We start from the raw sequence: 24,992 nt of genomic DNA, 5'->3' as shown, positions 1-24,992 counted from the left end.
CGAGACGGGCATGACGAGACCGGGCCGAACCCTGCGCGGCGCCCTGCTCCTCGCCGCGCTGGCCCAGCCGGCCGCCGCCGGGGAGGAGAGCGACGTCGACACCGAGAACCTGTTCGGCTTCACCGAGGGGTCGAGCACGGGCCGCAAGGGCGAGCAGGAGATCCTCCTCGACACGGTCGGGCGCGCCGGCAAGAACCGGGGCGCGACCGGTCCCCGCCGCTACGGCGTCGCCAGCACCAAGCTCAGCTACCAGTTCGACCCGACCGAGGCGCTCAGCATCGAGTTCGGCCTGTTCGGCGATGCCCGCCGGGTGCGGGGCGCCGCCGACCTGCCCGACAAGGACAACGGCAGCTTCGACGGGGCCGGCATCGAGCTGAAGTACCAGTTCCTGAAGGGCTCGGATGACCAGCCCCTCGGCCTCGCGGTCGAGCTGCGCCCGCGCTTCGCCCGGGTGCTCCCGGTCGAGGGCCGGGGCGCCAATATCTTCGACATGGAGAGCGTGCTCCAGCTCGACCTCCGGCTGGTGCCCGACAAGGTCTGGTACGGCATGAATGTGAGCTACGAGCCGACGGTCGGCACCCTGCGCGGCTCCCGCGACACCGACCGCTCCTCGACCTTCCTGTGGTCGAACGCGGTGGCGGTCCGGATCGACGCCGATACGTTCGTGGGCCCGGAACTGCGCTACCTGCGGTCCCATGACGGCGCCTTCCTCAACCGCTACGAGGGCCGGGCCCTGACGCTGGGACCGCTCCTCTACCGGCGCCTGTCGGACAAGGCCTTCGTGACGCTCGCCTATGCGGGCCAGATCGCCGGCCGCGACCGCACGGAGGGACAGACCCGCCGCCCCCTCGACCTCACCCATTTCGAGCGCCACGCGGTGCGGGTGAAGCTGGGGGTGGAGTTCTGACGCGGCCTCAGCCGGAGGCGGGCAGGAGGGGCAGCGGCAGGGGGGCCGCCTCCTTCAGCGTGTCGAGCACCACCGAGGAATGGACGTGGGCCACGCTCTCGTGCGGGAGCAGCACGTCGTTGACGAGGCCCGAGAGCGCCTTCAGGTCGGGCACGATCACCTTCAGCAGGTAATCGCTGTCGCCGGTCATGACGTGGGCCTCGAGCACGCAGTCGAGGCCCCGCACCAGCTCGGCGAAGCGGCGGGCATTGTCGCGGTTGTGGGTGGCGAGCGCCACCTTGGTGAACACGGTGACGCGGAGCCCCAGGGGGCCGGGCGCCAGATCGGCCCGGTAGCCCCGCACCACGCCGCGCTCCTCGAGCCGCAGGCGCCTTCGCGAGCACTGGCTCGGCGAGAGATGCACCCGGTCCGCGAGCTCCTGGTTGCCGAGCCGCCCGTCCTCCTGCAGAGCCGCGAGGATCTTCAGGTCGAACCCGTCGAGGGTGAGCGAGTCGGTCATCGCGGGGCGGTTCCATGCACGATCCGTGCGCGCGAGCGCGGCCGGCGCCCGCATTTCGCACGCCCCGCGCGGGCCGTCCATGCTGGACTCGAGGCCACGCACACGAGGAGACGCATCGATGGGCCCCTATCCGCACGACGCCCCGGCCGCGCAGGTCACCGCCGCCAACCCGATGGGCACGGACGGGTTCGAGTTCGTGGAATATGCCCATCCCGAGCCGCAGGCCCTGCACGACCTCTTCCGCGCCATGGGCTTTTCCGCGGTGGCGCGCCACCGCACCAAGGCGATCACCGTCTACCGCCAGGGCGACGTGAACTACCTCGTCAACGAGGAGCCCGGCAGCCACGGCCACCGCTTCGTGTCCGCCCACGGTCCCTGCGCCCCCGCGATGGCGTTCCGGGTGGTCGACGCCGAGGCCGCCTACGCGCGGGCGATCGCGCTCGGCGCCGAGCCGGCGGATCCTGCGGACGGAGATAAAACCCTCGACGTGCCGGCGATCAAGGGCATCGGCGGCTCGCTCCTCTACTTCGTCGACACCTACGGGACGAAGGGCTCGCCCTACGAGGCCGCGTTCGACTGGCTCGGCGCGCGCGACCCGAAGCCGGAGGGCCTCGGCCTCTACTATCTCGACCACCTGACCCACAACGTGCATCGCGGCCGGATGGGCGTCTGGGCCGGGTTCTACGAAAAGATCTTCAACTTCCGGCAGATCCGCTACTTCGACATCGAGGGCAAGCATACCGGCCTGTTCTCGAAGGCCCTGACCTCGCCGGACGGCAAGATCCGCATCCCGATCAACGAATCGGCCGACGAGAAGAGCCAGATCGAGGAATACCTGCACGCCTATAACGGCGAGGGCATCCAGCACATCGCCTGCGGCTGCCGCGACATCTACGCGACGATCGAGGCTCTGCGGGACGGCGGCGTCGCCTTCATGCCTTCGCCGCCTTCCGTCTATTACCGCCGCGTTGACCGGCGGCTGCCCGGCCATGGCGAGCCGCTGGAGCGGATGGAGCGCAACGGCATCCTGATCGACGGCGAGGGCGTGGTCGAGGGCGGGATGACCAAGATCCTGCTGCAGCTCTTCTCCGCCAACGCCATCGGGCCGATCTTCTTCGAGTTCATCCAGCGCAAAGGCGACGACGGCTTCGGCGAGGGCAACTTCAAGGCCCTGTTCGAGTCGATCGAGGAGGACCAGATCCGCCGCGGCGTGCTGGCGGCCGAGTAGGGCCGTGCCGTCGTGATGCGCTGGCGACCGCCCGGCTCGACATGTCCGTGAGCCGGGTCGCCGCGAAGGGCCCGGTGCCGGGCACGACGGAGGAGGAGCGGGGCGCGCAGTCGACGACCTGAGCCCGGGCGTGGACGCGAGCGGCGGAGCAGCCTACTCCCTAGCGGCAGGCCGGGGTGCGGCCGCCAGGATGGTGTCAGCCGTGCAGCTGCGGGCCCTGATCTACTTCAACGAGCTCGCCCGTCACGGCTCGATGCGGCGGGCGGCGGAAAAGCTCGGCATCGCGCCGACCGCGATCAGCCGGCAGATCGAGAACCTCGAATACCATTTCGGCGCCCCGCTGGTGGAGCGCGACCCGACCGGGATCCGGCTCACCGCCGCCGGCGAACTCCTGGCCGCCCGCTCGGCCCGCACCCTGCGCGAGCTCGACCACGTCCGCACCCTGATCGACGACCTCAAGGGCCTGCGGGCGGGCCGCGTCACGGTCTATGCCAGCGGGGCGGCGGCCTCCGGGCTGCTGGTGCCGGCGCTCGCGGACTTTTCCGCGAGCTACCCGGAGGTGCGGTTCGAGGTCGTGGTGGCGAGCGTCGGGCGCACCATGCAGGCGCTGGTCGAGGGGGAGGCGGACCTCGCCGTCACCCTGTTCACGCCGCCGGAGGCCGAGACCTTCGTGCGCTGCCGCGTGGCGATCGACCATGCCGCCGTGATGGCGCCGTCGCACCCGCTGGCCCGCCTCGACGCGATCGGCCCGCGCGACCTTCTCGCCCATCCGGTGGCGATGCCGGACGCGGCCTTCGGGGTGCGCCAGGCCCTCGACGGGCAGATGCGGGAGGCGGGCCTGCCGCCCCTCGATCCGGTCTTCACCACCGGCGCCCTCGAGATCCAGCTCGAGCTCGCCCGCCGCGGCCGGGCCGTGCTGGTGCTGCCGCCCTTCAGCGTGCGGCGCGACGGCGCGGCGGGGACGCTGGTGGCGCGGCCGTTCCGGGACCTGCGCATCCGCACCCATCTCGACCTGTCGCACCGGGAGGACCGGCCGCTCTCCTTCGCGGCCGCCAAGCTGGTCGGCGTGCTCGAACAGCACATGCCGGGCTTCCGCGCCCCTCCCGGGGTGTAGCGGTTTCGGCTACGGGGTGCGCACCAGATCGCTGTTGCGGCCACACCAAAAATCCTGATCTCCTGGCGGCATCGCCGGGACGTACGGGAAAGGCGGCCGGGCGACACGCCAACCGAGGGGTTCCATGGTCTCACGCACCCGCCGCCACCTCCTGACGGGCGCCCTCCTGGCCGCGCTCCTGGTCCCGGGCCTCGCCGTCGCGGCGCCCCGCACCGACCTCGTCCTCGGCATGCCGGTGGAGCCGCCGGGCCTCGACCCGACCAGCGCCGCCCCGACCGTGATCGGCCAGGTGGTGTGGCAGAACGTGTTCGAGGGCCTGACCCGGGTCGACCGCGACGGCAAGGTGCAGCCGCAGCTGGCGAAGAGCTGGGCCGTCTCGCCCGACGGCCTGACCTACACCTTCGCGCTCCAGGCCGGCGTCAAGTTCCACAACGGCGAGGCCTTCGACGCGGCCACCGCCAAGTTCGCCCTCGACGCGATCCGCGCACCCGGCTCGGTCAATCCGCAGAAGGCCCTCTACGCCGTCATCGCCGACGTGAAGGCGCCGGATCCGGCGACCCTGGTGCTCACGCTGTCGAAGCCCTCCGGCAACCTCCTGTTCTGGCTCGGCCTGCCGGCCGCCGTGATGGTCGAGCCGAAGTCGCGCGACGGCCTGAAGGCCATTCCGGTCGGCACCGGCCCGTTCCGCTTCGCGTCCTGGCGCAAGGGCGACCGGGTCGAGCTGACCCGCAGCCCCGACCACTGGGATTCCGCCCGCAAGGTCCATCTCGACAAGGTCACGTTCCGCTTCATCGGCGATCCGCAGGCGGCGGCCGCGGCGCTCCGGGCCGGCGACGTCGACGCCTTCCCGCTGCTGCCGGCGCCCGAGCTCTACGCCGCCTTCCAGAAGGACAAGGCGTTCACGGCGGAGCCGGGCCTGACCGAGATGAAGGTCGTGGCCGGCATGAACAACGCCGCCAAGCCCTTCGGCGACAAGCGCGTGCGCCAGGCGCTGATGATGGCGGTCGACCGCAAGCTCCTGGTCGAGGGCGCCTATTCCGGCTACGGCGCAGCCATCGGCAGCCACTACACGCCGAACGACCCGGGCTACCGGGATCTCACGGGCGTCTATCCCTACGACCCCAAGAAAGCGAAGGCGCTGCTGGCGGAAGCCGGCTACGCCAAGGGCCTGACCTTCACCTTCAAGTCGCCGCAGATGGCCTACGCCTCGCGCACCGCCGAGATCCTGCAGGCGATGTTCGCCGAGGTCGGCGTCACCATGACCATCGTGCCGACCGAGTTCCCGGCCAAGTGGGTGCAGGAGGTGATGCGCGACCGCAGCTTCGACATGACGGTCATCGCGCATGCCGAGCCGATGGACATCGCGATCTACTCCAACGACCCGTATTATTTCGGCTACAAGAACCCGGCCTTCAACGCGGTGGTGACGGAGGCCGCGCAGGCGACCGACGAGGCGGCGCGGCTGAAAGCCTACGGCGAGGCGCAGCAGATCCTCGCCGACGACGTGCCGGCCCTGTTCCTGTTCGTGCTGCCGAAGCTCAGCGTGTGGAAGGCCAAGCTCACCGGGTTCTGGAAGAACGAGCCGGTGCCGTCGAACGACCTGACCGAGGTGCGGTGGACGGAGTAGAGGGCCGCTCCCCTCTCCAGGCGATCCCGCGGCCAGTATAAGAGCCTGCTTGCATTGCTTTCGATGTTCCATCCCACCCGTGACCTCATCCTGAGGTGCTGGGCGATCGCAGATCGCCCAGCCTCGAAGGAGAGCTCCAGAAGCCTCTGCGATCCCTGGAGCCCTCCTTCGAGGCCCAGCGATCTTCGATCGCCGGCACCTCAGGATGAGGGCGCGGGTGGGATGAACCTGAACAGTCCCATCGAGCGGACTTCGAGACCGATCCCATGCTGAGGCACCTCGCCCGCCGCGCCGCCGGCTTCGCCGTCACCTTCCTGCTGATCTCGGTGCTGGTCTTCTGCATGATGGAGATCGTGCCGGGAGACCCGGCCTCGGCGATGCTCGGCACCTCGGCGACCCCTGAGACCCTGGCGGCCCTGCGCGCCCAGATGGGCCTCGATGCGCCGGCGGTCGTCCGCTACCTGCGCTGGCTCGGCGGGCTCGCGAGCGGCAACCTCGGCATCTCCTACACCTACGGCGTGCCGGTGGGATCGCTGATCCTGGAGCGGCTGGCGGTGACCCTGCCGCTCACCGGCCTCGCGGTCCTGCTCGCCATCGGCATCGCCCTGCCGCTCGGCGTCACCGCGGCGTCGCGGCCGGGCGGCGTGGCGGACGGGGCCGCCACCCTCTACGCGCAGGCCGGGATCGCGGTGCCGAATTTCTGGATCGGGCTCCTGCTGATCATGACGGTGGCGCTCGGCCTCGGGCTCCTGCCGGCCGGCGGCTTCCCGGGCTGGGGCGACCCGGTCGCGGCCTTGCGCGCCCTGCTCCTGCCGGCGCTGGCGCTGGCGATCCCGCAATCGGCGGTGCTGACCCGGGTGACGCGGGCCTCCGTCGTCGAGGTGATGAACGAGGATTTCGTGCGCACCGCCCGGGCCAAGGGCGCCTCGGTCTCCCGCGCGCTCTGGCGCCACGCGGTGCCGAACGCGCTGGTGCCGGTCATCACCATGCTGGGCCTGCAGATCTCGTTCCTGATCGGCGGCGCGGTGCTGGTCGAGAACGTGTTCACCCTGCCGGGCATGGGCCGGCTCGCCTGGCAGGCGCTGGCCCAGCGCGACCTGATCGTGATCCAGAACGTCGTGATGGTCTTCGCCACGGTGGTGATCGTGGTCAATCTCGGGGTCGACCTGCTCTACACCGTGGTCGATCCCCGCCTGAGGAGGCGCGCGTGACGGTCCTCGCCCTGCGGGCCCGGCGGGCCTGGCGCCCCGGCAGCGTCACGCTCCTCGTCGGCGGCGTCCTGACGGCGTTCCTCGTCGCGGTGGCGCTCACCTCCCTGGTCTGGACCCCCGAGGATCCGGCCCGGATGCGCATCCTCCAGAAGCTCAAAGGGCCCCTGGTCTCCGGGCTCCTCGGCACCGACCATCTCGGGCGCGACGTCGCCTCGATGCTGATGCGCGGCGCCTTCAACTCGCTCACCGTCGCCTTCGCGGCGGTGGCCGTGGGTGCCGTGCTCGGCACGCTCGCGGGCGTCGCGGCGGCGGCGAGGGCGGGCTTCGATGCGGTGCTGATGCGGATCTGCGACGCGCTGTTCGCCCTGCCGCCGATCCTGTCGGCGATCATGCTCGGCGCGCTGCTGGGGCCGGGCGCGCTCACCGCGATCATCGCCATCGGGGTGTTCATGATCCCGGTCTTCGCCCGGGTCACCCGCGGCGCGGCGCTGCAGATCTGGGCGCGGGACTACATCATGGCCGCCCGCATGGCCGGCAAGGGCACGGCGCGGATCACGCTCGAACATGTCCTGCCCAACATCGCCGGGCAGATCATCGTGCAGGTGACGATCCAGCTCGCCATGGCGATCCTGACCGAGGCGGGCCTGAGCTTCCTCGGCCTCGGCCTGCCGCCGCCGGCCCCGACCTGGGGGCGGATGCTCGCCGAAGCGCAGACCTACCTGCTCCAGGCGCCCCACTTGGCGCTGGCCCCAGGCCTCGCCATCGCGGCGGCGGTGCTCGGCCTCAACCTCCTGGGCGACGGGCTCGCCGCCCGCCTCGACCCGCGCCGCCGGCAGGCCTCCTGATGCTCGCGATCCGCAACCTCTCCATCGCCTTCCCGGGCCCCGACGGCCCGGTGCGGGTCGTCGACGACGTCTCGGTCGCGGTCCAGCGCGGCGAGAGCCTCGGCATCGTCGGCGAATCGGGCTCCGGCAAGTCGATGCTGTCGCTCGCGACCATCGGGCTCCTGCCGAAGAGTGCCCGCGCCGCCGGCGAGATCCTGCTCGAGGGCCGCGACATCTTGGCGGCGAGCGAGCGCGAGCTGCGGGGCATCCGCGGCCGGCGCATCGGCATGATCTTCCAGGAGCCGATGACGGCCTTGAACCCCGCCATGACCGCGGGCCAGCAGATCGCCGAAGGCATCCGCCTCCACCGCGCCGTCGGCCGCGCCGAGGCGCGGGCGGAAGCCTTGCGCCTTCTCGACCGGGTGCGGATCCCCGATCCGGCCCGGCGCATCGACAGCTACCCGCACGAGATGTCCGGCGGCCAGCGCCAGCGCGTCGGCATCGCCATCGCGCTCGCCTTGAAGCCCGACCTCCTGATCGCCGACGAGCCGACCACGGCCCTCGACGTGACGGTGCAGAAGGAGATCCTGGACATCCTCGACGAGCTGGTGGCGGATCTCGGCCTGTCCCTGATCCTGATCAGCCACGACCTCGGGGTGATCGCCCGCAGCACCGACCGGACCCTGGTCATGTGCCGCGGCCGGGCGGTGGAGGAGGGGCCGACCGAGGCGGTCCTGCGCCGGCCCACGGCGCAATACACCCGCGACCTGATCGCGGCGCTGCCCCGCCGGGCCCGGGCTGGCCTGGGCGGGGAGACCGCGGGCGGGGAACCGCGCCGCGTTGCGGGAGGCGGCCGGTGAGCGCGCCGCTCCTCGCGATCGAGAACCTGACCCGCGACTACGCCCTGCGGGGAACCGGGGGCGCCACCCGGCATCTGCGCGCCGTCGACGGCGTCAGCCTCGACGTCGAGGCCGGCAGCATCTACGCGGTGGTCGGCGAATCGGGCTGCGGCAAGTCCACCTTGGCGCGCATCGTCATGGCCCTCGACCGGCCGACCGGCGGCACCGTGCGGCTCGGCGGTGACGACCTGTTCGCGCTGCCGCCAAGGGCGCTGGCGCGCAAGCGCCGCGACTTCCAGATGGTCTTCCAGGACCCCTACGGCTCGCTCAACCCGCGCCACTCCGTCGGCCGCATCGTCGCCGAGCCGCTCCACCTCCTCGACGACGCGCCCCGGGGCCGTGAGCGCGAGGCGCTGGTCGCCCGGGCGCTCGCGGATGTCGGCCTGCCGGCGAGCGCCGCGGTGCGCTATCCGCATGAATTCTCCGGCGGCCAGCGCCAGCGCATCGCCATCGCCCGGGCGTTGATCACCAACCCGAAGCTCGTCGTCGCCGACGAGGCGGTCTCGGCCCTCGACCTGTCGATCCAGGCCCAGATCCTGCGCCTGATCCTGTCCTTGCGCGACCGCCACGGCCTCACCGTGCTGTTCATCACCCACAATATCGGCGTCGTCGACGAGATCGCCGACCGGGTCGGGGTGATGCAGGCCGGGCGGCTCGTCGAGACCGGCCCGGTGCGGGAGGTGCTGGACCATCCGCGCGAGGCGTATACGCGCCGGCTCCTCGACGCCGAGCCGACGCTCGCGGTCCTGGGGCAGCGTCGGCGGGCGCAGGGGGAGAGCGCCCGCGCCCTGTGACCGACGCGCCCTGCGACCGACGCATGGCGGCCCCGCCCTGTCGTCGCTTGCTGTGTGCGCCGCAAAATGTGAAATCGTTTTCACGCACCGCGGCGATGGCGTCGCGGCGGTGCTGCCCTTCTTGGGCGTTTCCTCCCTAGACTTCGGGCCGCCCGCAAGGGCGGCCTTTTTTCTGGGCTGCAGGTCATTGGCCGTCGCCGGGCGACGGCCCGCGCACCCTCCGCTCAGGCGACCCGCCGCAGCGCCTCGCCCAGCATCGAGGCCATGGTGTCGATGTGCTCGGGCTCCGCGATCAGCGGCGGCGAGAGGGCGATGATGTCCCCGGTGACGCGGATCAGCAGGCCTTTCTCGAAGCAGTCGGTGAAGACGTCGTAGGCCCGCGCCCCCGGCGCCCCGGCGCGGGGCTCGAGCTCGATGCCGGCGATGAGGCCGATGGTGCGGATGTCGATCACGTGCGGGAGCCCGCGCAACGCGTGCATCGCCGTGTGCCAGTGCGCCTGGATCTGCGTCGTGCGGGTGAGGAGGTCCTCCTCGGCGTAGATCTCCAGGGTGGCGAGGCCGGCCGCGCAGGCGACCGGGTGGCCCGAATAGGTGTAGCCGTGGAAGAGCTCGATCGCGCCCTCCGGCCCGTGCATCAGCGCGTCGTGGACGGCGCGCGACGCGAAGACGGCGCCCATCGGGATCGTGCCGTTGGTCAGCCCCTTCGCGGTGGTGATCAGGTCCGGCGTGACCCCGAAATAGTCGGTGGCGAAGGGCGCGCCGAGGCGGCCGAAGCCGGTGATGACCTCGTCGAAGATCAGCAGGATGCCGTGTTTCGTCGCGATCTCGCGCAGGCGCTCGAGATAGCCCTTCGGCGGCACCAGCACGCCGGTCGAGCCCGCCACCGGCTCGACGATCACCGCCGCGATCGTCTCGGCGCCGTGAAGCGCCACCAGCCGCTCGAGGTCGTCCGCGAGGTCCGCCCCGTGCTCGGGCTGGCCCTGCACGAAGGCGTTGCGGGCCAGATCGTGGGTGTGGCGCAGGTGGTCGACGCCCGGCAGCAGCGGGAACATCCGGCGGTTGTTGACGAGCCCGCCGACCGAGATGCCGCCGAAGCCGACGCCGTGATAGCCGCGCTCGCGCCCGATCACCCGGGTCCGCGTGCCCTGGCCGATGGCGCGCTGGTAGGCGAGCGCGATCTTGAGGGCGGTGTCGACCGATTCCGACCCGGAGCCGGTGAAGAACACCCGGTCGAGGCTGCCCCCCGGCGCGATCGCCGCCAGGCGCTCGGCGAACGCGAAGGCGATCGGGTGGCCCATCTGGAACGAGGGCGCGTAGTCGAGGGTCGAGAGCTGGCGCTCCACGGCCTCGGCGATCCGCCTCCGGCCGTGGCCGGCATTGACGCACCACAGCCCGGCGGTGCCGTCGAGGACCTCGCGGCCGTCATCGGCGGTGTAGTGCATGCCCTCCGCCGAGACGAGGAGGCGGGGTGCCGCCTTGAACTGGCGGTTGGCCGTGAACGGCATCCAGTAGGCGTCGAGGCTCGGGCGGTTCAGGCGCGGCGGATGGGCGTTCATGGCGGGGTTCCTCCTGGCAGGGTCCCTGGGGCGCGATGGCGCCCAGACAAGACCGTTCCGGCAAGGGCAACAAGTCCTTTTCTGGCTTCCGCCAAGCCTTTGATGCCCAGAGTGGCCAAGGTAGAGTGTTGCCCGATCCGCAACAGCCTCAACAGGGGAGCCGGCGTGACCAACGACGAGGTGGGGGCGCGCCTGCGCCACGTGCGCCTGCTGCACGGCCTGTCGCAGCGGGCCCTGGCCAAGCGCGCGGGCGTGGTCAACTCCACCATCTCGCTGATCGAATCGGGCCAGACCAACCCGTCGGTCGGCGCCCTCAAGCGCATCCTCGACGCGGTGCCGATCGGGCTCGCCGAGTTCTTCTCGCTGACCCCGGAGCGGACCGAGAAGGCCTTCTATGCCAGCGAGGAGCTGGTCGAGATCGGCAAGGGCCGGATCTCCTACCGCCAGGTCGGCGACAGCCTCTTCGGCCGCGCGCTGCAGCTCCTCAAGGAGCGCTACGAGCCGGGCGCCGATACCGGCCGCGTGCCCCTCGTCCATGACGGCGAGGAGGGCGGCATCGTGCTGTCGGGCCGGCTCGAGGTGACGGTCGACGACGAGCGCCGGGTGCTCGGCCCGGGCGATGCCTACTACTTCTCGAGCCGCCGGCCGCACCGCTTCCGCTGCGTCGGCCCGCACCCCTGCGAGGTCGTCAGCGCCTGCACGCCGCCGACCTTCTGACCGGCTTGCAACCGCCAATCGTATACAATATTCACGTGATGTGAGCGAGTGGAGTCGAGAGCATGGCGGTGACGGCGCAGGAGCGAGGGACGCGATCCGTCGCCGGAGGCCTCGGACACCGGACCGTCTCGGCCGCCGTGGCCGAGGCCCTGCGCCAGCGCATCCTCTCCGGCGCCCTGGCGCCGGGCGTCCAGCTGCGCCAGGACGCGCTGGCGGAGGAGTTCGGCATCAGCCGGATCCCCATCCGCGAGGCGCTGCTGCAGCTCGAAGCCGGGGGGCTCGTCAAGATCGTGCCGCATCGCGGCGCCGTCGTGACGGGACTCTCGGTCGAGGAGATCGAGGACGTCTTCCAGCTCCGCGTCTCCCTCGAGCCGCAACTCCTGATCCTCTCGGCCCGCCACCTCACCCCCGAGGACTTCGCCGAGTTGCGCTCCCTGCGCGACGAGTACAGCACCGCGCTCAAGGCCGGCACGGTCGAGACCTGGGGCGAGCTGAACCGGCGCTTCCATCTCGGCCTGCTGCGCCATGCCGGCCGGCCGCGCTCGCTGGCGATCATCGCTGGCCTGCTCCAGGATTGCGACCGCCCGACCCGGCTCCAGCTCTCCGTCACCGGCGACGTCGCCCGGGCCGACATGGAGCACACCGCGATCCTCGATCTGTGCGAGGCGGGGGAGGTCGTGGCGGCGGCCAACCTGCTGCGGATCCATGTCGAGCATGCGGGGCGCTCGCTGGTGGAGATCTACAGGAAGTCGGCGGCGGCGGTGTGAAGGTTATCCACGGGCGGTTCCGATCGCCAGCATCGATCGATGCTTCGGTCTTCCCACCCTCCGCGTCGTCCCGGGGCTCGCCGAAAGGCGAGGACCCGGGATCCATAACCGCTGACGGTTCCGAGTCAGGCGGACCATGTTCCGAAATCTTCTGAGAGCCTGTTTGACTGCTGAGAACGGTATCGCATGGGCCCGATCTATCCCGTTCACGACCTCATCCTGAGGTGCGACTGAAAGGAGCCTCGAAGGAGGGCTCCAGAAGGCTCAGTGATCCCTGGAGCCCTCCTTCGAGGTCAGTCGATCTTCAATCGACTGACTCCTCAGGATGAGGTCGAGGGTGGGATAAATTTGCCAGGCACGTCAAACAGGCTCTGAGTCATCGGCGGTTATGGATCCCGGGTTCCGCTGCGCGGCCCCGGGATGACGCCGAGGGTGTGGAATCCGGATTCGAGCGACGGGAACGCCGAACCACCGCTTGACGTGATCGCATATTTTATACAATCTACGAATCACGCCGACGCGAGGACCACGCCGTGCCCGAGACCGCACTCGAGACCAGGGGGCTGACCAAGGCGTTCGGCGGCTTCCGGGCGGTGCGGGGGCTCGACCTGAAGGTCCGGCGGCACACGATCCACGCGCTGATCGGCCCGAACGGCGCCGGCAAGACCACGGTCTTCAACCTGCTCACCAAGGTCCACGTGCCGACCGAGGGGCAGATCCTCTACGAGGGCCAGGACATCACCCGGGACACCTCCGCCGCCATCGCCCGGCGCGGGCTGGTGCGCTCGTTCCAGATCTCGGCGATCTTCCCGAACCTCAGCGTCCACGACAACGTCCGGGTGGCCTTGCAGCGGCGCCTCGGCACGCAGTACCGATTCTGGCTCTCCGGCCGCACGCTGGCGGTGCTCGACGACGAGGCGCGGCGGCTCCTCTCCGAGGTCGGCCTGGCGGAGGCCGCGGAGGCGCGCGCCGCCGACCTGTCCTACGGCCGCAAGCGCACCCTCGAGATCGCCACGACGCTCGCCCTCGATCCGCCCTTCCTGCTCCTCGACGAGCCGACGCAGGGCATGGCGATCGAGGACGTCGACCGCATCAAGCGGCTGATCCGGCGCATCGCCGAAGGCCGCACGATCCTGATGGTCGAGCACAACATGTCGGTGGTGGCCGACCTCTGCGACACGATCACGGTGCTGCAGCGCGGCGAGATCCTGGCCGAGGGGCCCTACGCCGCCGTCTCGACCGACCCGGCGGTGCGCGCCGCCTATCTCGGGGGCGGCCATGCCTGAGACCGTCCTCGAGACGCGCGGCCTCCAGGCCTGGTACGGCGAGAGCCACGTGCTGCACGGCATCGACCTCACGGTGCGCGAGGGCGAGTGCGTGACCCTGATCGGCCGCAACGGCGCCGGGCGCACCACCACGCTCCGGGCGATCCTCGGCCTCACCGACCGGCGCGCCGGCTCGGTGCGGGTCCGGGGCGAGGAGGCGATCCGGCTCCCCACCCACCGCATCGCCCGCCTCGGCCTCGGCTACTGCCCGGAGGAGCGCGGCGTCTACCGCACGCTCACCACCCGCGAGAACCTGACCCTGCTGCCGCGCCTGGGGGAGGGGGGATTGCCCCTCGACGAGGTGCTGGCGCTGTTCCCGAACCTCGCCGAGCGCGCCGACAGCTATGGCGGCCGGCTCTCGGGCGGCGAGCAGCAGATGCTGGCGCTCGGGCGCGTCCTGACCACGGGCGCGCGCATCCTGCTCCTCGACGAGATCACCGAGGGGCTGGCGCCGGTCATCGTCGAGGCGCTCGGGCGCGCCGTGGCGCTCCTGAAGAGCCGCGGCTTCACCATCGTGCTGGTCGAGCAGAACTTCCACTTCGCCCGCCACCTCGCCGACCGCCACTACGTGGTCGAGCACGGCCGCATCGCCGCGATGATCGCGGCGCACGAGGTCGCGGCGCGGGAGGAGGAGGTCGGGCGGCTGCTCGGGATCTGACGGGTCTTTCGCGAAACCAGCTTCATCCAGCAGGGTCACAGGAGGCTCAGAATCATGCGGTCGCGTGTCATCGGGTGCGCCCTCGGGCTGTCTCTCGCCGCTCTGGCGTCAGGGGCCGTCGCCGCCGACAAGGTCAGCGACGGGGTGGTGAAGGTCGGCATCCTCAACGACCTGTCGGGGATCTATTCCGACTTCACCGGCCGCGGCTCGGCGGTGGCGGCGCAGATCGCCATCGACGAGATGGGGGGCATGGTGCTGGGCGCCCCCGTCGAGCTCGTCGCCGCCGACCACCAGAACAAGCCCGACATCGCCGCCAACCTCGCCCGCGAGTGGTTCGACCAGGGCAGGGTCGACATGATCGCCGACTTCCCGACCTCCTCGACGGCGCTCGCCGTGATGGAGATCGCGCGGCAGAAGAACCGGGTGACCATGCTCTCGGCGGGCGTCGCCATGGCGGCGATCACCGACAAGTGCTCGCCGTTGAGCGCGCAATGGATGGTCAACACCTACGCGCTCGCCGCCGGCACCGCCAAGGCGCTGCTGAAGGCCGGGCGTAAGAGCTGGTACTTCGTCACCGCCGACTACACCTTCGGCCATTCGCTGGAGAAGGACGCCGCCGCAATGGTCGAGGCCGAGGGCGGCAAGGTGCTGGGCGTCTCGCGCCATCCCTTCCCGGGCGGCGACTTCTCGTCCTACATGCTGAAGGCGCAGGGCACCGGCGCCCAGGTGATCGCGCTGGCCAACGCCGGCAACGACACCATCAACGCCGTCAAGCAGGCGGCCGAGTACGGCATCGGCCGCAGCGACAAGCAGGTGATCGCGCCGCTCCTCACCTACATCACCGACGTGAAGAGCCTCGGCCTCGCCAAGGCCCAGGACATGTACCTTACGGAAGCGTTCTACTGGGACTACGACGACCGCTCGCGCGCCTTCGCGGAGAAATACTTCGCCAGGATGAAGCGGATGCCGAGCGCCTCGCAGGCGGCGGTGTATTCCGCTGTCCTGAGCTACCTGAAGGCGATCCAGGCGGTCGGCACCGACGAGGCCGGGGCGGTAATGACGCAGCTGCGCTCGATGACGATCGACGACGCGGTGATCCGCAACGGGCGCTTGCGGGCCGACGGTGCGCTCGTCCACGACCTGCTGCTGCTCCAGGTGAAGAAGCCGGCGGAATCGAAGCGCGACTGGGACTTCTATCACGTCAAGGCGGTGCTCAAGGGTGACGAGGTCTATCCGAAGCCGAGCGACGCCTGCCCGCTGAATGCGAAGGGGTGACGCGGCGCTGCTTGAACCCTCCCCCCCTCTGCGGGGGAGGGTGCCCCGCGGATGCGGGGCGGGAGAGGGGCAGCGCGACGCCGATCCAGGGAGTGCCCGTCATGACGGTCGCGACCTCTCCGGAAGCGGCGTCCCCTCTCCCGCCCGGCGCACGAGTGCTTCGCACTCGCAGCCGGGCACCCTCCCCCGCAGAGGGGGGAGGGGACAATCCGAACCGTCCCGTCAGTCTTCCCCGGTCCTCCCATGTCGGACATCACCCTCCAGGCCTTCCTGGCCCAGCTCACCATCGGGCTCATCGGCGGCTGCTTCTACGCCATGCTGAGCATGGGGCTGGCGATCATCTTCGGCCTGCTCAACATCATCAATTTCACCCACGGGGCGCAGTTCATGATGGCGGCGTTCCTGGCCTGGATCGGGCTGACGCAGATCGGGCCCTGGCTCGGCCAGCCGGACCTGCAGGTGAATTTCTGGCTCGCCCTGGTGCTGGCCCCGGCCCTCGTCGCGGTCTTCGGCATGGCGGTCGAGCGGACCCTGCTGCGCCGGCTCTACCACCTCGACCACCTCTACGGCCTGCTCCTCACCTTCGGGGTGGCGCTGGTGATGGAGGGCGGCTTTCGCTACGCCTTCGGCGTGTCGGGCCAGGGCTACGAGCCGCCGGAGATCCTGCAGGGCCCGGTCGACGTCGGCTTCATGCTGCTGCCGAAATACCGCGTGTTCGTCGTGGTCGCCTCGCTGCTGATCTGCCTTTCCACCTGGTACCTGTTCGAGCGCACCAAGCTCGGCGCCTACCTGCGGGCCGGCACCGAGAACCCGCGCCTGCTCCAGGCCTTCGGCATCAACGTGCCGGTGATGATCACCCTGACCTACGGCTTCGGGGTGGCGCTCGCCGGCATCGCCGGGGTGCTGGCCGCCCCCATCATGCAGGTCACGCCGCTGATGGGCGGCAGCCTCCTCAACATCGTGTTCGCGGTGGTGGTGATCGGCGGCCTCGGCTCGATCCTGGGCGCCATGCTCACCGGCCTCGGCCTCGGGCTGATCGAGGGCCTGACCAAGATGGTCTATCCGGAGGCCTCGACCGTGGTGGTCTTCGTGATCATGGCCCTGGCGCTGCTCCTGCGCCCGGCCGGCCTGTTCGGGCGCGAGGCGTGAGATGACCACCAGGACCCTGTTTGCCGCCCTCGTCGCGCTGCTCGTCCTGGTGCCGCTGGTGCCCGGGCTGATCTACCCGATCTTCGTCATGAAGGTGATGGCCTACGGGCTGTTCGCCTGCGCGTTCAACCTGCTGCTCGGTTTCACCGGCCTCGTCTCCTTCGCCCACGCGGCCTTCCTGGGCAGCGCCGGCTACGTGACCGGGGCGCTGATGATCCGATTCGGCGCCCACCCGCTCGGCGTGCCGGTCGCCTTCGTGGCGGGCGTCGCGGTCTCCGCGCTCGTCGGCTTCGCCATCGGGGGCCTCGCGATCCGCCGGCGCGGCATCTACTTCGCGATGATCACGCTCGCTTTGTCGCAGATCGTCTACTTCCTGGCGGTGCAGGTCCGCTGGACCGGCGGCGAGGACGGGCTCCAGGGCATCCCGCGCGGCACGCTCCTCGGCCTTCTCGACCTCCAGAACGACACCGCGATGTACTATCTGGCGCTCGTCCTGTTCGCCGCCGGCTTCCTGTTCGTCGACCGGGTGGTGCACTCGCCCTTCGGCCAGATCCTGCAGGCGGTGCGCGACAACGAGGCGCGGGCGGTGTCGCTCGGCTACGATGCCGCCCGGTTCCAGCTCCTCGCCTTCGTGCTCTCGGCGGCGCTCGCCGGCTATGCCGGCGCCCTCAAGGCCCTGGTCTTCGGCCTCGTCTCGCTCAACGACGTCTCGCTGCACACCTCGACCGAGGTGGTGCTGATGACGCTGCTCGGCGGCGTCGGCACCCTGTTCGGGCCCCTCGTCGGCGCCGCCCTGGTGGTGGGCCTGCAGAACTACCTCGCGACGATCGGCGACCTCGTCACGGTGGTGATCGGCCTGATCTTCATCCTCTGCGTCTCGTTCTTCCGCCGCGGCGTCGTCGGCGAGTGGCTGCACCTGCGCCACCGCCGCGCCGCCCGGGCGGCGCGGCCGCAGCCCGAGCCTCCCCCGGTCGCCGAGGCGGCCTGACCTTCCAACCCGACGACACCTCAGGAGACACGACCCATGTGGACAGGCGTCCTTCCCGCCGTCACCACCAAGTTCACCGCCGACGGTGCCCTCGACCACGCCGAGATGGAGCGCTGCTTCGCGCTGCAGATGAAGGCCGGCTGCGACGGCCTCATCGTCTGCGGCTCGCTCGGCGAGGGCCCGATGCTGTCGCCCGACGAGCGCCTCGCGGTGCTGAAGACCGCCCAGTCGGTCGCCGAGGGCAAGCCGGTGCTGCTCACCGTCTCCGAGGCCGGCACCCGCGAGGCCTGCGCGCTCGCCGCCCGAGCCGCCAAGGCGGGCGCGGCCGGCCTGATGGTGGTGCCGAGCCCGATCTACCACACCGACGCGGACGAGACGGTCGCGACCCTGGGCGCCGTGGCCGCCGCCGGCGACCTGCCGGTGATGGTCTACTCGAACCGCGTCGCCTACCGGGTCGACGTGACGGTGCCGATCATGGAGCGGCTGGCCTCCGATTCCCGCTTCGTGGCCATCAAGGAATCCTCCGACGACATCCGCCGCACCACCGAGATCATCAACCATTTCGGCGACCGCTTCGCGGTGCTCACCGGCGTCGACAACCTCGCCTTCGAGGCGCTCAGCGTCGGCGCGGTCGGCTGGGTCGCGGGCCTGGTCGTCGCCTTCCCCGAAGAGACCGTGGCGATCTACCGGCTGATGAAGGCCGGCCGATACGCGGAAGCCCTCGAGATCTACCGCTGGTTCCGCCCGCTCCTCGACCTCGACGTCTCGACCTTCCTGGTCCAGAACATCAAGCTCGCCGAGGCGCTGGCGATCGGCTCGACCGAGCACGTCCGCATGCCGCGAAAGCCCCTCTCGGGGGAGCGCCGGGCCGCCGTCGAGGCGATCGTCCGGACCGCGCTCGAGCGCCGCCCGAGCCTGAAGCTCGCGGCGTAAGAGGCCGCCTTGGCCCGCGAGGTCATCGTCGTCGGGGCCGGCATCGTCGGCCTCGCCTGCGCTCATCACCTGCTCGCCGAGGGCTGGCGGGTGCGGCTCGTCGAGCGCGGCGGCGTCGCCGAGGGGGCGAGCTTCGGCAATGCCGGGGCCCTCGCCTTCACGGACGTGCTGCCGCTCGCCTCGCCGGGCATCCTCCGCAAGGCGCCGGCCTGGCTCCTCGATCCCCTCGGGCCGCTGGCGCTGCCGCCCGCCTACCTGCCGCGGATCGCGCCCTGGCTCCTGCGCTTCTGGCGCGCCAGCCTGCCCGACCGTCACCGCCACGCGACGACCGTGCAGGCCGGCCTGATGCGGCTCGCCGCGCAGGCGATGGCAGCGATGGTGGAGGCGGCGGGCCTCGCCGGGCGGCTGCGGCGCGACGGCAACCTCGAACTCTACGAGAGCGAGGCGGAGCTCGCCGCCGCCGAGCCCGGCTGGGCCGCCCGGGCGCGGGAGGGCATCGCCTTCGAGCATGTCCGCGGCGCCCGCCTCGCGGAGCTGCAGCCCGGCCTGTCGCCGCGGCTCGTTGCCGGCACCTTCACGCCGCACTGGATTACGGTCGACGATCCGCACCGGTTCGCCCTGGCGCTGCACGCCGACGTCATGGCGAAGGGCGCGGCGCTCGCCGGGGGAGAGGTGAGGGAGATCGGGCCCGCCGGTGAGGGCGTGCGCCTGACGCTCGCCGACGGCGCCACGCTGACCGCCGACGCCTGCGTCCTCGCTGCCGGGGCCTGGTCGCGGGACCTCGCCCGCCGCCTCGGCGACCGGGTGCCGCTCGACACCGAGCGCGGCTACAACACCACGCTGCCGCCAGGCGCCTTCCCGTTGCGCCGCCAGCTCACCTTCGGCGGCCACGGCTTCGTGGTGACGCCGCTCGCGACCGGTATCCGGGTCGGCGGCGCCGTCGAGTTCGGCGGCCTCCACCGCCCGCCCAACTTCGCCCGCGCGGACGCGATGCTGCGCAAGGCCGCCGCCTTCCTGCCCGGGCTGCGGACGGAGGGCGGCCGGTCATGGATGGGATTTCGGCCGTCGCTCCCCGACAGCCTGCCGGTGATCGGTCCGTCGCGGGCGAGCCCGCGGGTGATCTACGCCTTCGGCCACGGCCATCTCGGGCTGACGCAGAGCGCCGGGACCGGGCGGATCGTGGCGGACCTGCTGGCGGGGCGCAGGCCGGCGGTGGAGGTGGAGGCGCTGCGGGCGGGGCGGTTCGGGTGACGACTGCTTCAGAGCCTGCTTGACTGCCGAGAACGGTATCGCATGGGCCAGATCTATCCCGTTCACGACCTCATCCTGAGGTGCGACTGAAAGGAGCCTCGAAGGAGGGCTCCAGATATCACAGTGGTTGCTGGAAGCCTCCTTCGAGGTCAGTCGATCTTCAATCGTGCGCGATCTCCGATCGCCGACACCTCAGGATGAGGTTGAGGGTGGGATAAATTTGCCAGACACGTCAAACAGGCTCTCAGAGGCGCGCGCCTGAACCCTCCCCCTCCGCACAGGGCTGTCCGGGGAAAGAGAAGGCGCGAGTCTTCCCCTCTCCCCGCAGGCGGGGAGAGGGCCGCGACGACCTTGTCGTCGGCGCGGCGAGGCGGCGTATCGATCCCGCAGGGATCGACCCGAGGGTGAGGGGGGAGGTGCCGGAGGAGTCTCATCCGGAACTACCCCCTCACCCTCGCTCCGGCTGCGCCTCCGCTTGCCGTGTCTCCTGAACGTCGACACGGCCCTCTCCCCGCCCGCGGGGAGAGGGGGGGAACCTCGCGCCACTCTCTCTTCCCCGGACAGCCCTGCACTTTGCGGGGGGGGTTAAGACCGGAGCGTCCCGTCACACCCCCCGCATCGCATTCATCGTCAGCAGCTCATACGTCGCCGCGATCTCCCCCGCCGCCGTCTGGATCTCGACGTCCCACCGCACCTCGCCGTACTGCGCGTTGCGGGGCGACTTCTCCTTGGCGGTGAGGCGCACCCGGATCGCCTCGCCGGGCTGGATCGGCTTGAGGAAGCGGAGGGAATCGAGCCCGTAATTGGCGAGAACCGGGCCCGGATCGGGATCGACGAACAGGCCGGCCGCGAAGGAGAGCAGCAGGTAGCCGTGCGCCACCCGGCCCGGGAAGAACGGATGCCCCTTCGTCGCCTCCTCGCTCATGTGGGCGTAGAAGGTGTCGCCGGTGAAGTGGGCGAAGTGCTCGATGTCCTCCAGCGTGATCACCCGCTCGGCCGAGTGGAAGCTGCGGCCGATCTCCAGGTCCTCGAAGTGGCAGCGGAACGGATGCTCGGGGAGGATCGTCTCCGGCGCGCCCTTGATCCAGCTCTGCGTGATCCGGCTCAGCATCGCCGGCGAACCCTGGAGCGCCGTGCGCTGCATGTAGTGGTGGAGGGCGCGTACGCCGCCCAGTTCCTCGCCGCCGCCGGCCCGGCCGGGGCCGCCATGCATCATGTGCGGCATCGGCGAGCCGTGGCCGGTCTGCTCCTTGGCGCAGTCGCGGTCGATGACGACGAGGCGGCCGTGATAGGCCCCGACCCCGAAGACCAGCTCCGCCGCCGCCGCCGGATCGTGCGTGTAGAGCGAGGCGACGAGGCTGCCCTCGCCGCGATTGGCGAGCGACGCCGCCTCCTCGAGCCCGTCATAGCCCATCACGGTGCAGACCGGGCCGAAGGCCTCGAGCGTATGCACCTGCCGGGCCCGGAGCGGGTCGGGGCAATGCAGAAGCAGCGGCGGCAGGAAGGCGCCTTTCTCCGGATCCGCCCCCTCGACCGCGACCCGCGCCGGATCGCCGAAGACCAGCTCGGCTTCCGCCCGCAGCGCCTCGACCCGGGCGAGCACGTCGCGGCGCTGCGACAGGCCCACCACCGGCCCCATCCGCACGTCCTCGCGGGCGGGATCGCCGATCCGGACGGACGCAAGGCGCCGGCTCAGGGCCTCGATCACGGCCGGGACGTGGGCGCGCGGCGCCAGCGCCCGGCGGATCGCCGTGCATTTCTGCCCGGCCTTGACGGTCATCTCCTTGGCGACCTCGCGGATGTAGAGGTCGAATTCCGGCGTGCCCGGCCCGGCATCGGGGCTCAGGATCGCGGCGTTGAGCGAGTCGCGCTCGGCCACGAAATGCACCGCCTCGCGGGCGATGACCGGATGGCGCTGGAGCATCTGCGCCGTCTCGGCCGAACCGGTGAACGACACCACGTCCTGGCCGGTGAGATGGTCGAACAGGTCGCCGGTCGGCCCGACCACGCATTGCAGGGCGCCCTCGGGCAGGATTCCCGATTCGGCGATCAGCCGCACCAGGGCGTGCGCGACGTAGGCCGTGATCGTGGCGGGCTTCGTCACCACCGGCACGCCGGCGAGGATCGCGGGCGCGAGCTTCTCCAGCAGGCCCCAGCAGGGAAAGTTGAAGGCGTTGATGTGGACGGCACAGCCCGTGCGCGCGGTGAGCACGTGGCGCCCGACGAAGCTGCCGCCCCGCGACAAGGGCTCCACGGCCCCATCGATCAGGAAGGTGGCGTTCGGCAATTCGCGCCGGCCCTTCGAGGCGTAGACGAACAGCGTACTGACGCCGCCGTCGATGTCGATCAGGTTGTCGGTGCGGGTCGCGCCGGTCTGGTGCGACAGGGCGTAGAGCCCGTCCCGGCGCTCGTTGAGATAGGCCGCCAGCCGCTTCAGCATCTCGGCGCGCTGGTGGAAGGTGAGGCGCCGCAGAGCCGGGCCGCCGACCCGGCGGGCATGGTCCAGCACATCGGCCATCGACAGGCCGCTGCTGCCCACCTCCGCCACCACGGCGCCGGTGACGGCGCTGCGGATGCCGGTCCAGTCTCCCCCCGGCGCGATCCAGCGTCCCTGGACGTAGCTCTCCAGCCGCATGGCGTCCTCCCCTTCTTCTGCGACCATTATTAACCGACCGGCCGGTTGGTCAAGCCACGACGCCTCGACAGGACCGGCCTGGCCCAGCTATCGGGACGGCACCACCCCGAAGGACCCGGATGGCCGACCTCCTCGCGCCGCTCATCGACCACTTCCACGCCCGCACGCCGATCCGCGCCGGTTCCCTGGTTGTCACGGTCTTCGGCGACGCGGTGGTGCCCCGTGGCGGGGTGCTGTCGCTGGAATCGCTGCTGGCGATCACCCGGGCCTTCCGCATCGGCGACGGCGTGGTGCGCACCGCCCTGTCGCGCCTCGTCGCGGACGGCTGGTTCGAGCGCTGGAAGCTCGGCCGCAACAGCTTCTACCGCCTCACCGGCACGGGCGCCGCCGCCTTCGCGCGGGCGACCGCGCGGATCTACGGCCCGGCGGCGCCGGCCTGGTCCGGCGCATTCGACCTGCTGCTCCTCGACGGCGCCGACAAGCGGGCCGAGCTCGCGGCGTCGGGCTACGGCAGCCTCGGGCCCGACCTGATGATCGGCGCGGCGCCGTCGGCAGACGGCACGGCCGGGGAGGGGATCGCGGGGGAGGGACTCCTGCGCCTCGCCGCGCGGCCGGACAATCCGGTCACCGCCCGCCGCCTCGCCGCCCGGGCCTGGCCGGTGGCGGAGGTGGGCGAGCGCTATGCCCGCTTCACCGCCATCTTCGCGCAGGCCGGAGAGGCCGTGACGACGCGGCGCCCGGACGGGCTCGACGCCCTGGTGCTGCGCATCCTCCTCATCCACGAGTACCGCCGCGCCGTCCTCAAGGACCCGCTGCTGCCGGCCGACCTGCTGCCGGAGGGCTGGCCGGGGGCGGCGGCGCGCTCCCTCTGCGCCACGATCTACCGGGCCATCGCGCCGGCGGCGGAAGCCTGGCTCGACGCGAACGCCACCAGCGACACCGGCCCGCTGCCGCCGCCCGGCCCGGCCTTCGCGGCGCGCTTCGCCGGGTGAGCGCGGCGCTCCCCGAACGCCTCGCCGCCCGGAAACGTGTTACGAAAAATCTTGCAATCCAAAAATTACGTGACATATTGAGGGCCGGACAGCCTTAGGGAGGCGCGGCCATGTACACGCAGGCCCTCAACGCCAAAGAGAATCCGTCTCCGCTCGGCGGCCCCGAGGACGCGCAGGCCGCGGCCCGGTTCCAGGCGCGGATCGACGCCGAGGAGCGGATCGAGCCGAACGACTGGATGCCGGAGGCCTACCGCCGCACCCTGACCCGGCAGATCTCGCAGCACGCCCATTCCGAGATCGTCGGCATGCTGCCGGAGGGCAACTGGATCACCCGCGCGCCGACGCTCAAGCGCAAGGCCGCGCTGCTGGCCAAGGTGCAGGACGAGGCCGGCCACGGGCTCTACCTCTACTCGGCGGCCGAGACCCTCGGCACCAGCCGCGAGGAGCTGGTCGACCAATTGCTCGCCGGCCGGGCGAAGTATTCCTCGATCTTCAACTACCCGACCCTGACCTGGGCCGATATCGGCGCCATCGGCTGGCTGGTCGACGGCGCGGCGATCATGAACCAGATCCCGCTCTGCCGCTGCTCCTATGGGCCTTACGCGCGCGCGATGATCCGCGTCTGCAAGGAGGAGAGCTTCCACCAGCGCCAGGGCTACGAGATCATGCTGACCCTCTGCCGCGGCACGCCCGAGCAGAAGGCGATGGCGCAGGACGCCCTGAACCGCTGGTGGTGGCCCTGCCTGATGATGTTCGGGCCGCCGGACGCCGAGAGCCAGCATTCCGATCAATCGGCGAAGTGGAAGATCAAGCGCTTCTCGAACGACGAGCTGCGTCAGAAGTTCGTCGACGCGACGGTACCGCAGGGCCAGTATCTCGGCCTGACCTTCCCGGATCCCGACCTCGCCTACGACGAGGCGGCCGGCCACTGGCGCTACGGGGCGATCGACTGGGAGGAGTTCAAGCAGGTGCTCGCCGGCAACGGCCCCTGCAACCGCCAGCGGATGAAGCAGCGCCGCGACGCCCACGCTGCCGGCGCCTGGGTGCGCGAGGCGGCGCTGGCGCATGCCGAGAAGCGCGCCCGCCGGGCGGCCGCCGCCGATGCGCTGCCGCAGGCGGCGTGAGGGAGGAAAGAATGCCTGAGCAGAAGATCCCGCTCTGGGAGGTGTTCATCCGCTCCCGCAACGGCCTGGCGCACAAGCATGTCGGCTCGCTCCACGCGGTCGACGCCACGATGGCGCTCCAGGCCGCCCGCGACGTCTACACGCGCCGCGGCGAGGGCCTGTCGCTGTGGGTCGTGCCGTCCTCGGCGATCGTGGCCTCGGACCCGGCCGACAAGGACGTCCTGTTCGAGCCGACCGCCTCGAAGATCTACCGCCACCCGACCTTCTACGAGGTGCCGGACGAGGTCGGGCATATGTGAGATTTCACGAGCCCGCGCCAAGTATGGCGCGGGATACCTCTTCCGTATGGGAGAGGGGTAGGGGCGATCGAAGATCGCGCGAGGGTGGGGACGGCTCAGAATTGAGCGCTGAAGGTCGAGCCGCCAGCACGACGATCTGAGCTTTAGTCAGAAACGTAGCACCCTCACGCGGGCCGCAGGCCCGTGCGGGATCTTCGATCCCCCGGCCCCTCTCCCACAC

General features: G+C 71.0%; 23 protein-coding genes. 20 read left to right on the top strand and 3 right to left on the bottom strand.

What is annotated here, in order from left to right:
• Nucleotides 1-10: 10 nt before the first annotated feature.
• Nucleotides 11-907, top strand: a complete 897-nt coding sequence (locus EU555_RS07465) for a hypothetical protein (RefSeq protein WP_135414046.1) — start codon at nucleotides 11-13, stop codon at nucleotides 905-907.
• A 7-nt stretch (nucleotides 908-914) separates the two neighbouring features.
• Here the strand turns inward: EU555_RS07465 and EU555_RS07460 are convergent, their stop codons facing one another.
• Entirely contained in the window at nucleotides 915-1,406 is a 492-nt protein-coding gene (locus tag EU555_RS07460; protein ID WP_135414045.1) for an Lrp/AsnC family transcriptional regulator, read from the bottom strand.
• Nucleotides 1,407-1,524: 118 nt separating this feature from the next.
• On the opposite strand from EU555_RS07460, the gene hppD reads away from it, so the two are divergent.
• The 7 genes from hppD (at nucleotide 1,525) to EU555_RS36885 (ending at nucleotide 9,103) form a co-directional block, all read left to right on the top strand.
• Nucleotides 1,525-2,634 carry a 4-hydroxyphenylpyruvate dioxygenase gene (gene hppD / locus EU555_RS07455; RefSeq protein WP_135414044.1) on the top strand — a complete coding sequence of 370 codons (1,110 nt, stop codon included), beginning with the start codon at nucleotides 1,525-1,527 and terminating at the stop codon, nucleotides 2,632-2,634.
• Between the two features lie 202 nt (nucleotides 2,635-2,836).
• On the top strand, nucleotides 2,837-3,748 hold the full coding sequence (locus EU555_RS07450) for a LysR family transcriptional regulator (RefSeq protein WP_135414043.1): 912 nt from the start codon (nucleotides 2,837-2,839) through the stop codon (nucleotides 3,746-3,748).
• Nucleotides 3,749-3,872: 124 nt separating this feature from the next.
• Nucleotides 3,873-5,375 (top strand): ABC transporter substrate-binding protein, encoded by a 1,503-nt coding sequence (locus EU555_RS07445; protein ID WP_135414042.1) that lies wholly within the window; start codon nucleotides 3,873-3,875, stop codon nucleotides 5,373-5,375.
• Between the two features lie 266 nt (nucleotides 5,376-5,641).
• Complete coding sequence (locus EU555_RS07440; protein WP_135414041.1) at nucleotides 5,642-6,586, top strand: ABC transporter permease; 945 nt, start codon at nucleotides 5,642-5,644, stop codon at nucleotides 6,584-6,586.
• On the top strand, nucleotides 6,583-7,431 hold the full coding sequence (locus EU555_RS07435) for an ABC transporter permease (RefSeq protein WP_245524184.1): 849 nt from the start codon (nucleotides 6,583-6,585) through the stop codon (nucleotides 7,429-7,431). The genes EU555_RS07440 and EU555_RS07435 overlap by 4 nt, the downstream gene beginning before the upstream one ends.
• Nucleotides 7,431-8,270 (top strand): ABC transporter ATP-binding protein, encoded by an 840-nt coding sequence (locus tag EU555_RS36890; protein ID WP_245524183.1) that lies wholly within the window; start codon nucleotides 7,431-7,433, stop codon nucleotides 8,268-8,270. The genes EU555_RS07435 and EU555_RS36890 overlap by 1 nt, the downstream gene beginning before the upstream one ends.
• Nucleotides 8,267-9,103 (top strand): ATP-binding cassette domain-containing protein, encoded by an 837-nt coding sequence (locus EU555_RS36885; protein WP_135414039.1) that lies wholly within the window; start codon nucleotides 8,267-8,269, stop codon nucleotides 9,101-9,103. Before EU555_RS36890 ends, EU555_RS36885 begins: the two co-directional genes overlap by 4 nt.
• Before the next feature lie 224 nt (nucleotides 9,104-9,327).
• Here the strand turns inward: EU555_RS36885 and aptA are convergent, their stop codons facing one another.
• Complete coding sequence (gene aptA, locus EU555_RS07420; protein WP_135414038.1) at nucleotides 9,328-10,659, bottom strand: omega-aminotransferase AptA; 1,332 nt, start codon at nucleotides 10,657-10,659, stop codon at nucleotides 9,328-9,330.
• Between the two features lie 165 nt (nucleotides 10,660-10,824).
• Between aptA and EU555_RS07415 the strand changes: the two genes are divergently transcribed.
• The 9 genes from EU555_RS07415 to EU555_RS07375 all read left to right on the top strand — a co-directional run bounded on the left by EU555_RS07415 (nucleotide 10,825) and on the right by EU555_RS07375 (nucleotide 19,722).
• A complete protein-coding gene (locus tag EU555_RS07415; RefSeq protein WP_135414037.1) occupies nucleotides 10,825-11,376 on the top strand; it encodes a cupin domain-containing protein in 552 nt (183 codons plus the stop codon).
• 62 nt (nucleotides 11,377-11,438) lie between these two features.
• Nucleotides 11,439-12,143, top strand: coding sequence for a GntR family transcriptional regulator (locus EU555_RS07410; protein ID WP_135414036.1), 705 nt, complete (start codon nucleotides 11,439-11,441; stop codon nucleotides 12,141-12,143).
• 533 nt (nucleotides 12,144-12,676) lie between these two features.
• Entirely contained in the window at nucleotides 12,677-13,429 is a 753-nt protein-coding gene (locus EU555_RS07405; protein ID WP_135414035.1) for an ABC transporter ATP-binding protein, read from the top strand.
• Nucleotides 13,422-14,126 carry an ABC transporter ATP-binding protein gene (locus tag EU555_RS07400; RefSeq protein ID WP_135414034.1) on the top strand — a complete coding sequence of 235 codons (705 nt, stop codon included), beginning with the start codon at nucleotides 13,422-13,424 and terminating at the stop codon, nucleotides 14,124-14,126. The genes EU555_RS07405 and EU555_RS07400 overlap by 8 nt, the downstream gene beginning before the upstream one ends.
• A gap of 54 nt (nucleotides 14,127-14,180) precedes the next feature.
• A complete protein-coding gene (locus EU555_RS07395) occupies nucleotides 14,181-15,401 on the top strand; it encodes an ABC transporter substrate-binding protein (RefSeq protein ID WP_135414033.1) in 1,221 nt (406 codons plus the stop codon).
• 243 nt (nucleotides 15,402-15,644) lie between these two features.
• Nucleotides 15,645-16,550 (top strand): branched-chain amino acid ABC transporter permease, encoded by a 906-nt coding sequence (locus EU555_RS07390; RefSeq protein WP_135414032.1) that lies wholly within the window; start codon nucleotides 15,645-15,647, stop codon nucleotides 16,548-16,550.
• Between the two features lies 1 nt (nucleotide 16,551).
• A complete protein-coding gene (locus tag EU555_RS07385) occupies nucleotides 16,552-17,538 on the top strand; it encodes a branched-chain amino acid ABC transporter permease (protein WP_135414031.1) in 987 nt (328 codons plus the stop codon).
• A 36-nt stretch (nucleotides 17,539-17,574) separates the two neighbouring features.
• Nucleotides 17,575-18,471 carry a dihydrodipicolinate synthase family protein gene (locus EU555_RS07380; RefSeq protein WP_135414030.1) on the top strand — a complete coding sequence of 299 codons (897 nt, stop codon included), beginning with the start codon at nucleotides 17,575-17,577 and terminating at the stop codon, nucleotides 18,469-18,471.
• A 9-nt stretch (nucleotides 18,472-18,480) separates the two neighbouring features.
• A complete protein-coding gene (locus EU555_RS07375) occupies nucleotides 18,481-19,722 on the top strand; it encodes an NAD(P)/FAD-dependent oxidoreductase (protein WP_135414029.1) in 1,242 nt (413 codons plus the stop codon).
• 604 nt (nucleotides 19,723-20,326) lie between these two features.
• On the opposite strand, the gene paaZ is transcribed toward EU555_RS07375, so the two are convergent.
• Nucleotides 20,327-22,357 (bottom strand): phenylacetic acid degradation bifunctional protein PaaZ, encoded by a 2,031-nt coding sequence (gene paaZ, locus EU555_RS07370; protein ID WP_135414028.1) that lies wholly within the window; start codon nucleotides 22,355-22,357, stop codon nucleotides 20,327-20,329.
• A 119-nt stretch (nucleotides 22,358-22,476) separates the two neighbouring features.
• Here paaZ and EU555_RS07365 point away from each other — a divergent pair, with 119 nt between their 5' ends.
• The 3 genes from EU555_RS07365 to paaB all read left to right on the top strand — a co-directional run bounded on the left by EU555_RS07365 (nucleotide 22,477) and on the right by paaB (nucleotide 24,772).
• Nucleotides 22,477-23,349, top strand: a complete 873-nt coding sequence (locus EU555_RS07365; RefSeq protein WP_135414027.1) for a PaaX family transcriptional regulator C-terminal domain-containing protein — start codon at nucleotides 22,477-22,479, stop codon at nucleotides 23,347-23,349.
• Between the two features lie 110 nt (nucleotides 23,350-23,459).
• On the top strand, nucleotides 23,460-24,473 hold the full coding sequence (gene paaA / locus EU555_RS07360) for a 1,2-phenylacetyl-CoA epoxidase subunit PaaA (protein WP_135414026.1): 1,014 nt from the start codon (nucleotides 23,460-23,462) through the stop codon (nucleotides 24,471-24,473).
• Nucleotides 24,474-24,484: 11 nt separating this feature from the next.
• Nucleotides 24,485-24,772, top strand: a complete 288-nt coding sequence (paaB, locus tag EU555_RS07355) for a 1,2-phenylacetyl-CoA epoxidase subunit PaaB (RefSeq protein WP_135414025.1) — start codon at nucleotides 24,485-24,487, stop codon at nucleotides 24,770-24,772.
• Nucleotides 24,773-24,992: the final 220 nt, after the last annotated feature.

It is taken from the genome of Methylobacterium nonmethylotrophicum, from assembly GCF_004745635.1.
Taxonomy (GTDB): domain Bacteria; phylum Pseudomonadota; class Alphaproteobacteria; order Rhizobiales; family Beijerinckiaceae; genus Methylobacterium; species Methylobacterium nonmethylotrophicum.
The sequence above is the reverse complement of the archived record's forward strand: the minus strand, read 5'-3'. Positions and strand labels throughout refer to the sequence as shown.

Coding starts and splice junctions, on each gene's coding strand:
- EU555_RS07440 (WP_135414041.1), top strand. CDS start 5,642: ATGCTGAGGCACCTCGCCCGCCGCGCCGCCGGCTTCGCCGTCACCTTC.
- aptA (WP_135414038.1), bottom strand. CDS start 10,659: ATGAACGCCCATCCGCCGCGCCTGAACCGCCCGAGCCTCGACGCCTAC.
- EU555_RS07395 (WP_135414033.1), top strand. CDS start 14,181: ATGCGGTCGCGTGTCATCGGGTGCGCCCTCGGGCTGTCTCTCGCCGCT.
- EU555_RS07365 (WP_135414027.1), top strand. CDS start 22,477: ATGGCCGACCTCCTCGCGCCGCTCATCGACCACTTCCACGCCCGCACG.
- EU555_RS07400 (WP_135414034.1), top strand. CDS start 13,422: ATGCCTGAGACCGTCCTCGAGACGCGCGGCCTCCAGGCCTGGTACGGC.
- paaA (WP_135414026.1), top strand. CDS start 23,460: ATGTACACGCAGGCCCTCAACGCCAAAGAGAATCCGTCTCCGCTCGGC.
- EU555_RS07410 (WP_135414036.1), top strand. CDS start 11,439: ATGGCGGTGACGGCGCAGGAGCGAGGGACGCGATCCGTCGCCGGAGGC.
- EU555_RS36890 (WP_245524183.1), top strand. CDS start 7,431: ATGCTCGCGATCCGCAACCTCTCCATCGCCTTCCCGGGCCCCGACGGC.
- EU555_RS07390 (WP_135414032.1), top strand. CDS start 15,645: ATGTCGGACATCACCCTCCAGGCCTTCCTGGCCCAGCTCACCATCGGG.
- EU555_RS07385 (WP_135414031.1), top strand. CDS start 16,552: ATGACCACCAGGACCCTGTTTGCCGCCCTCGTCGCGCTGCTCGTCCTG.
- paaB (WP_135414025.1), top strand. CDS start 24,485: ATGCCTGAGCAGAAGATCCCGCTCTGGGAGGTGTTCATCCGCTCCCGC.
- EU555_RS07380 (WP_135414030.1), top strand. CDS start 17,575: ATGTGGACAGGCGTCCTTCCCGCCGTCACCACCAAGTTCACCGCCGAC.
- paaZ (WP_135414028.1), bottom strand. CDS start 22,357: ATGCGGCTGGAGAGCTACGTCCAGGGACGCTGGATCGCGCCGGGGGGA.
- EU555_RS07465 (WP_135414046.1), top strand. CDS start 11: ATGACGAGACCGGGCCGAACCCTGCGCGGCGCCCTGCTCCTCGCCGCG.
- hppD (WP_135414044.1), top strand. CDS start 1,525: ATGGGCCCCTATCCGCACGACGCCCCGGCCGCGCAGGTCACCGCCGCC.
- EU555_RS07460 (WP_135414045.1), bottom strand. CDS start 1,406: ATGACCGACTCGCTCACCCTCGACGGGTTCGACCTGAAGATCCTCGCG.
- EU555_RS07445 (WP_135414042.1), top strand. CDS start 3,873: ATGGTCTCACGCACCCGCCGCCACCTCCTGACGGGCGCCCTCCTGGCC.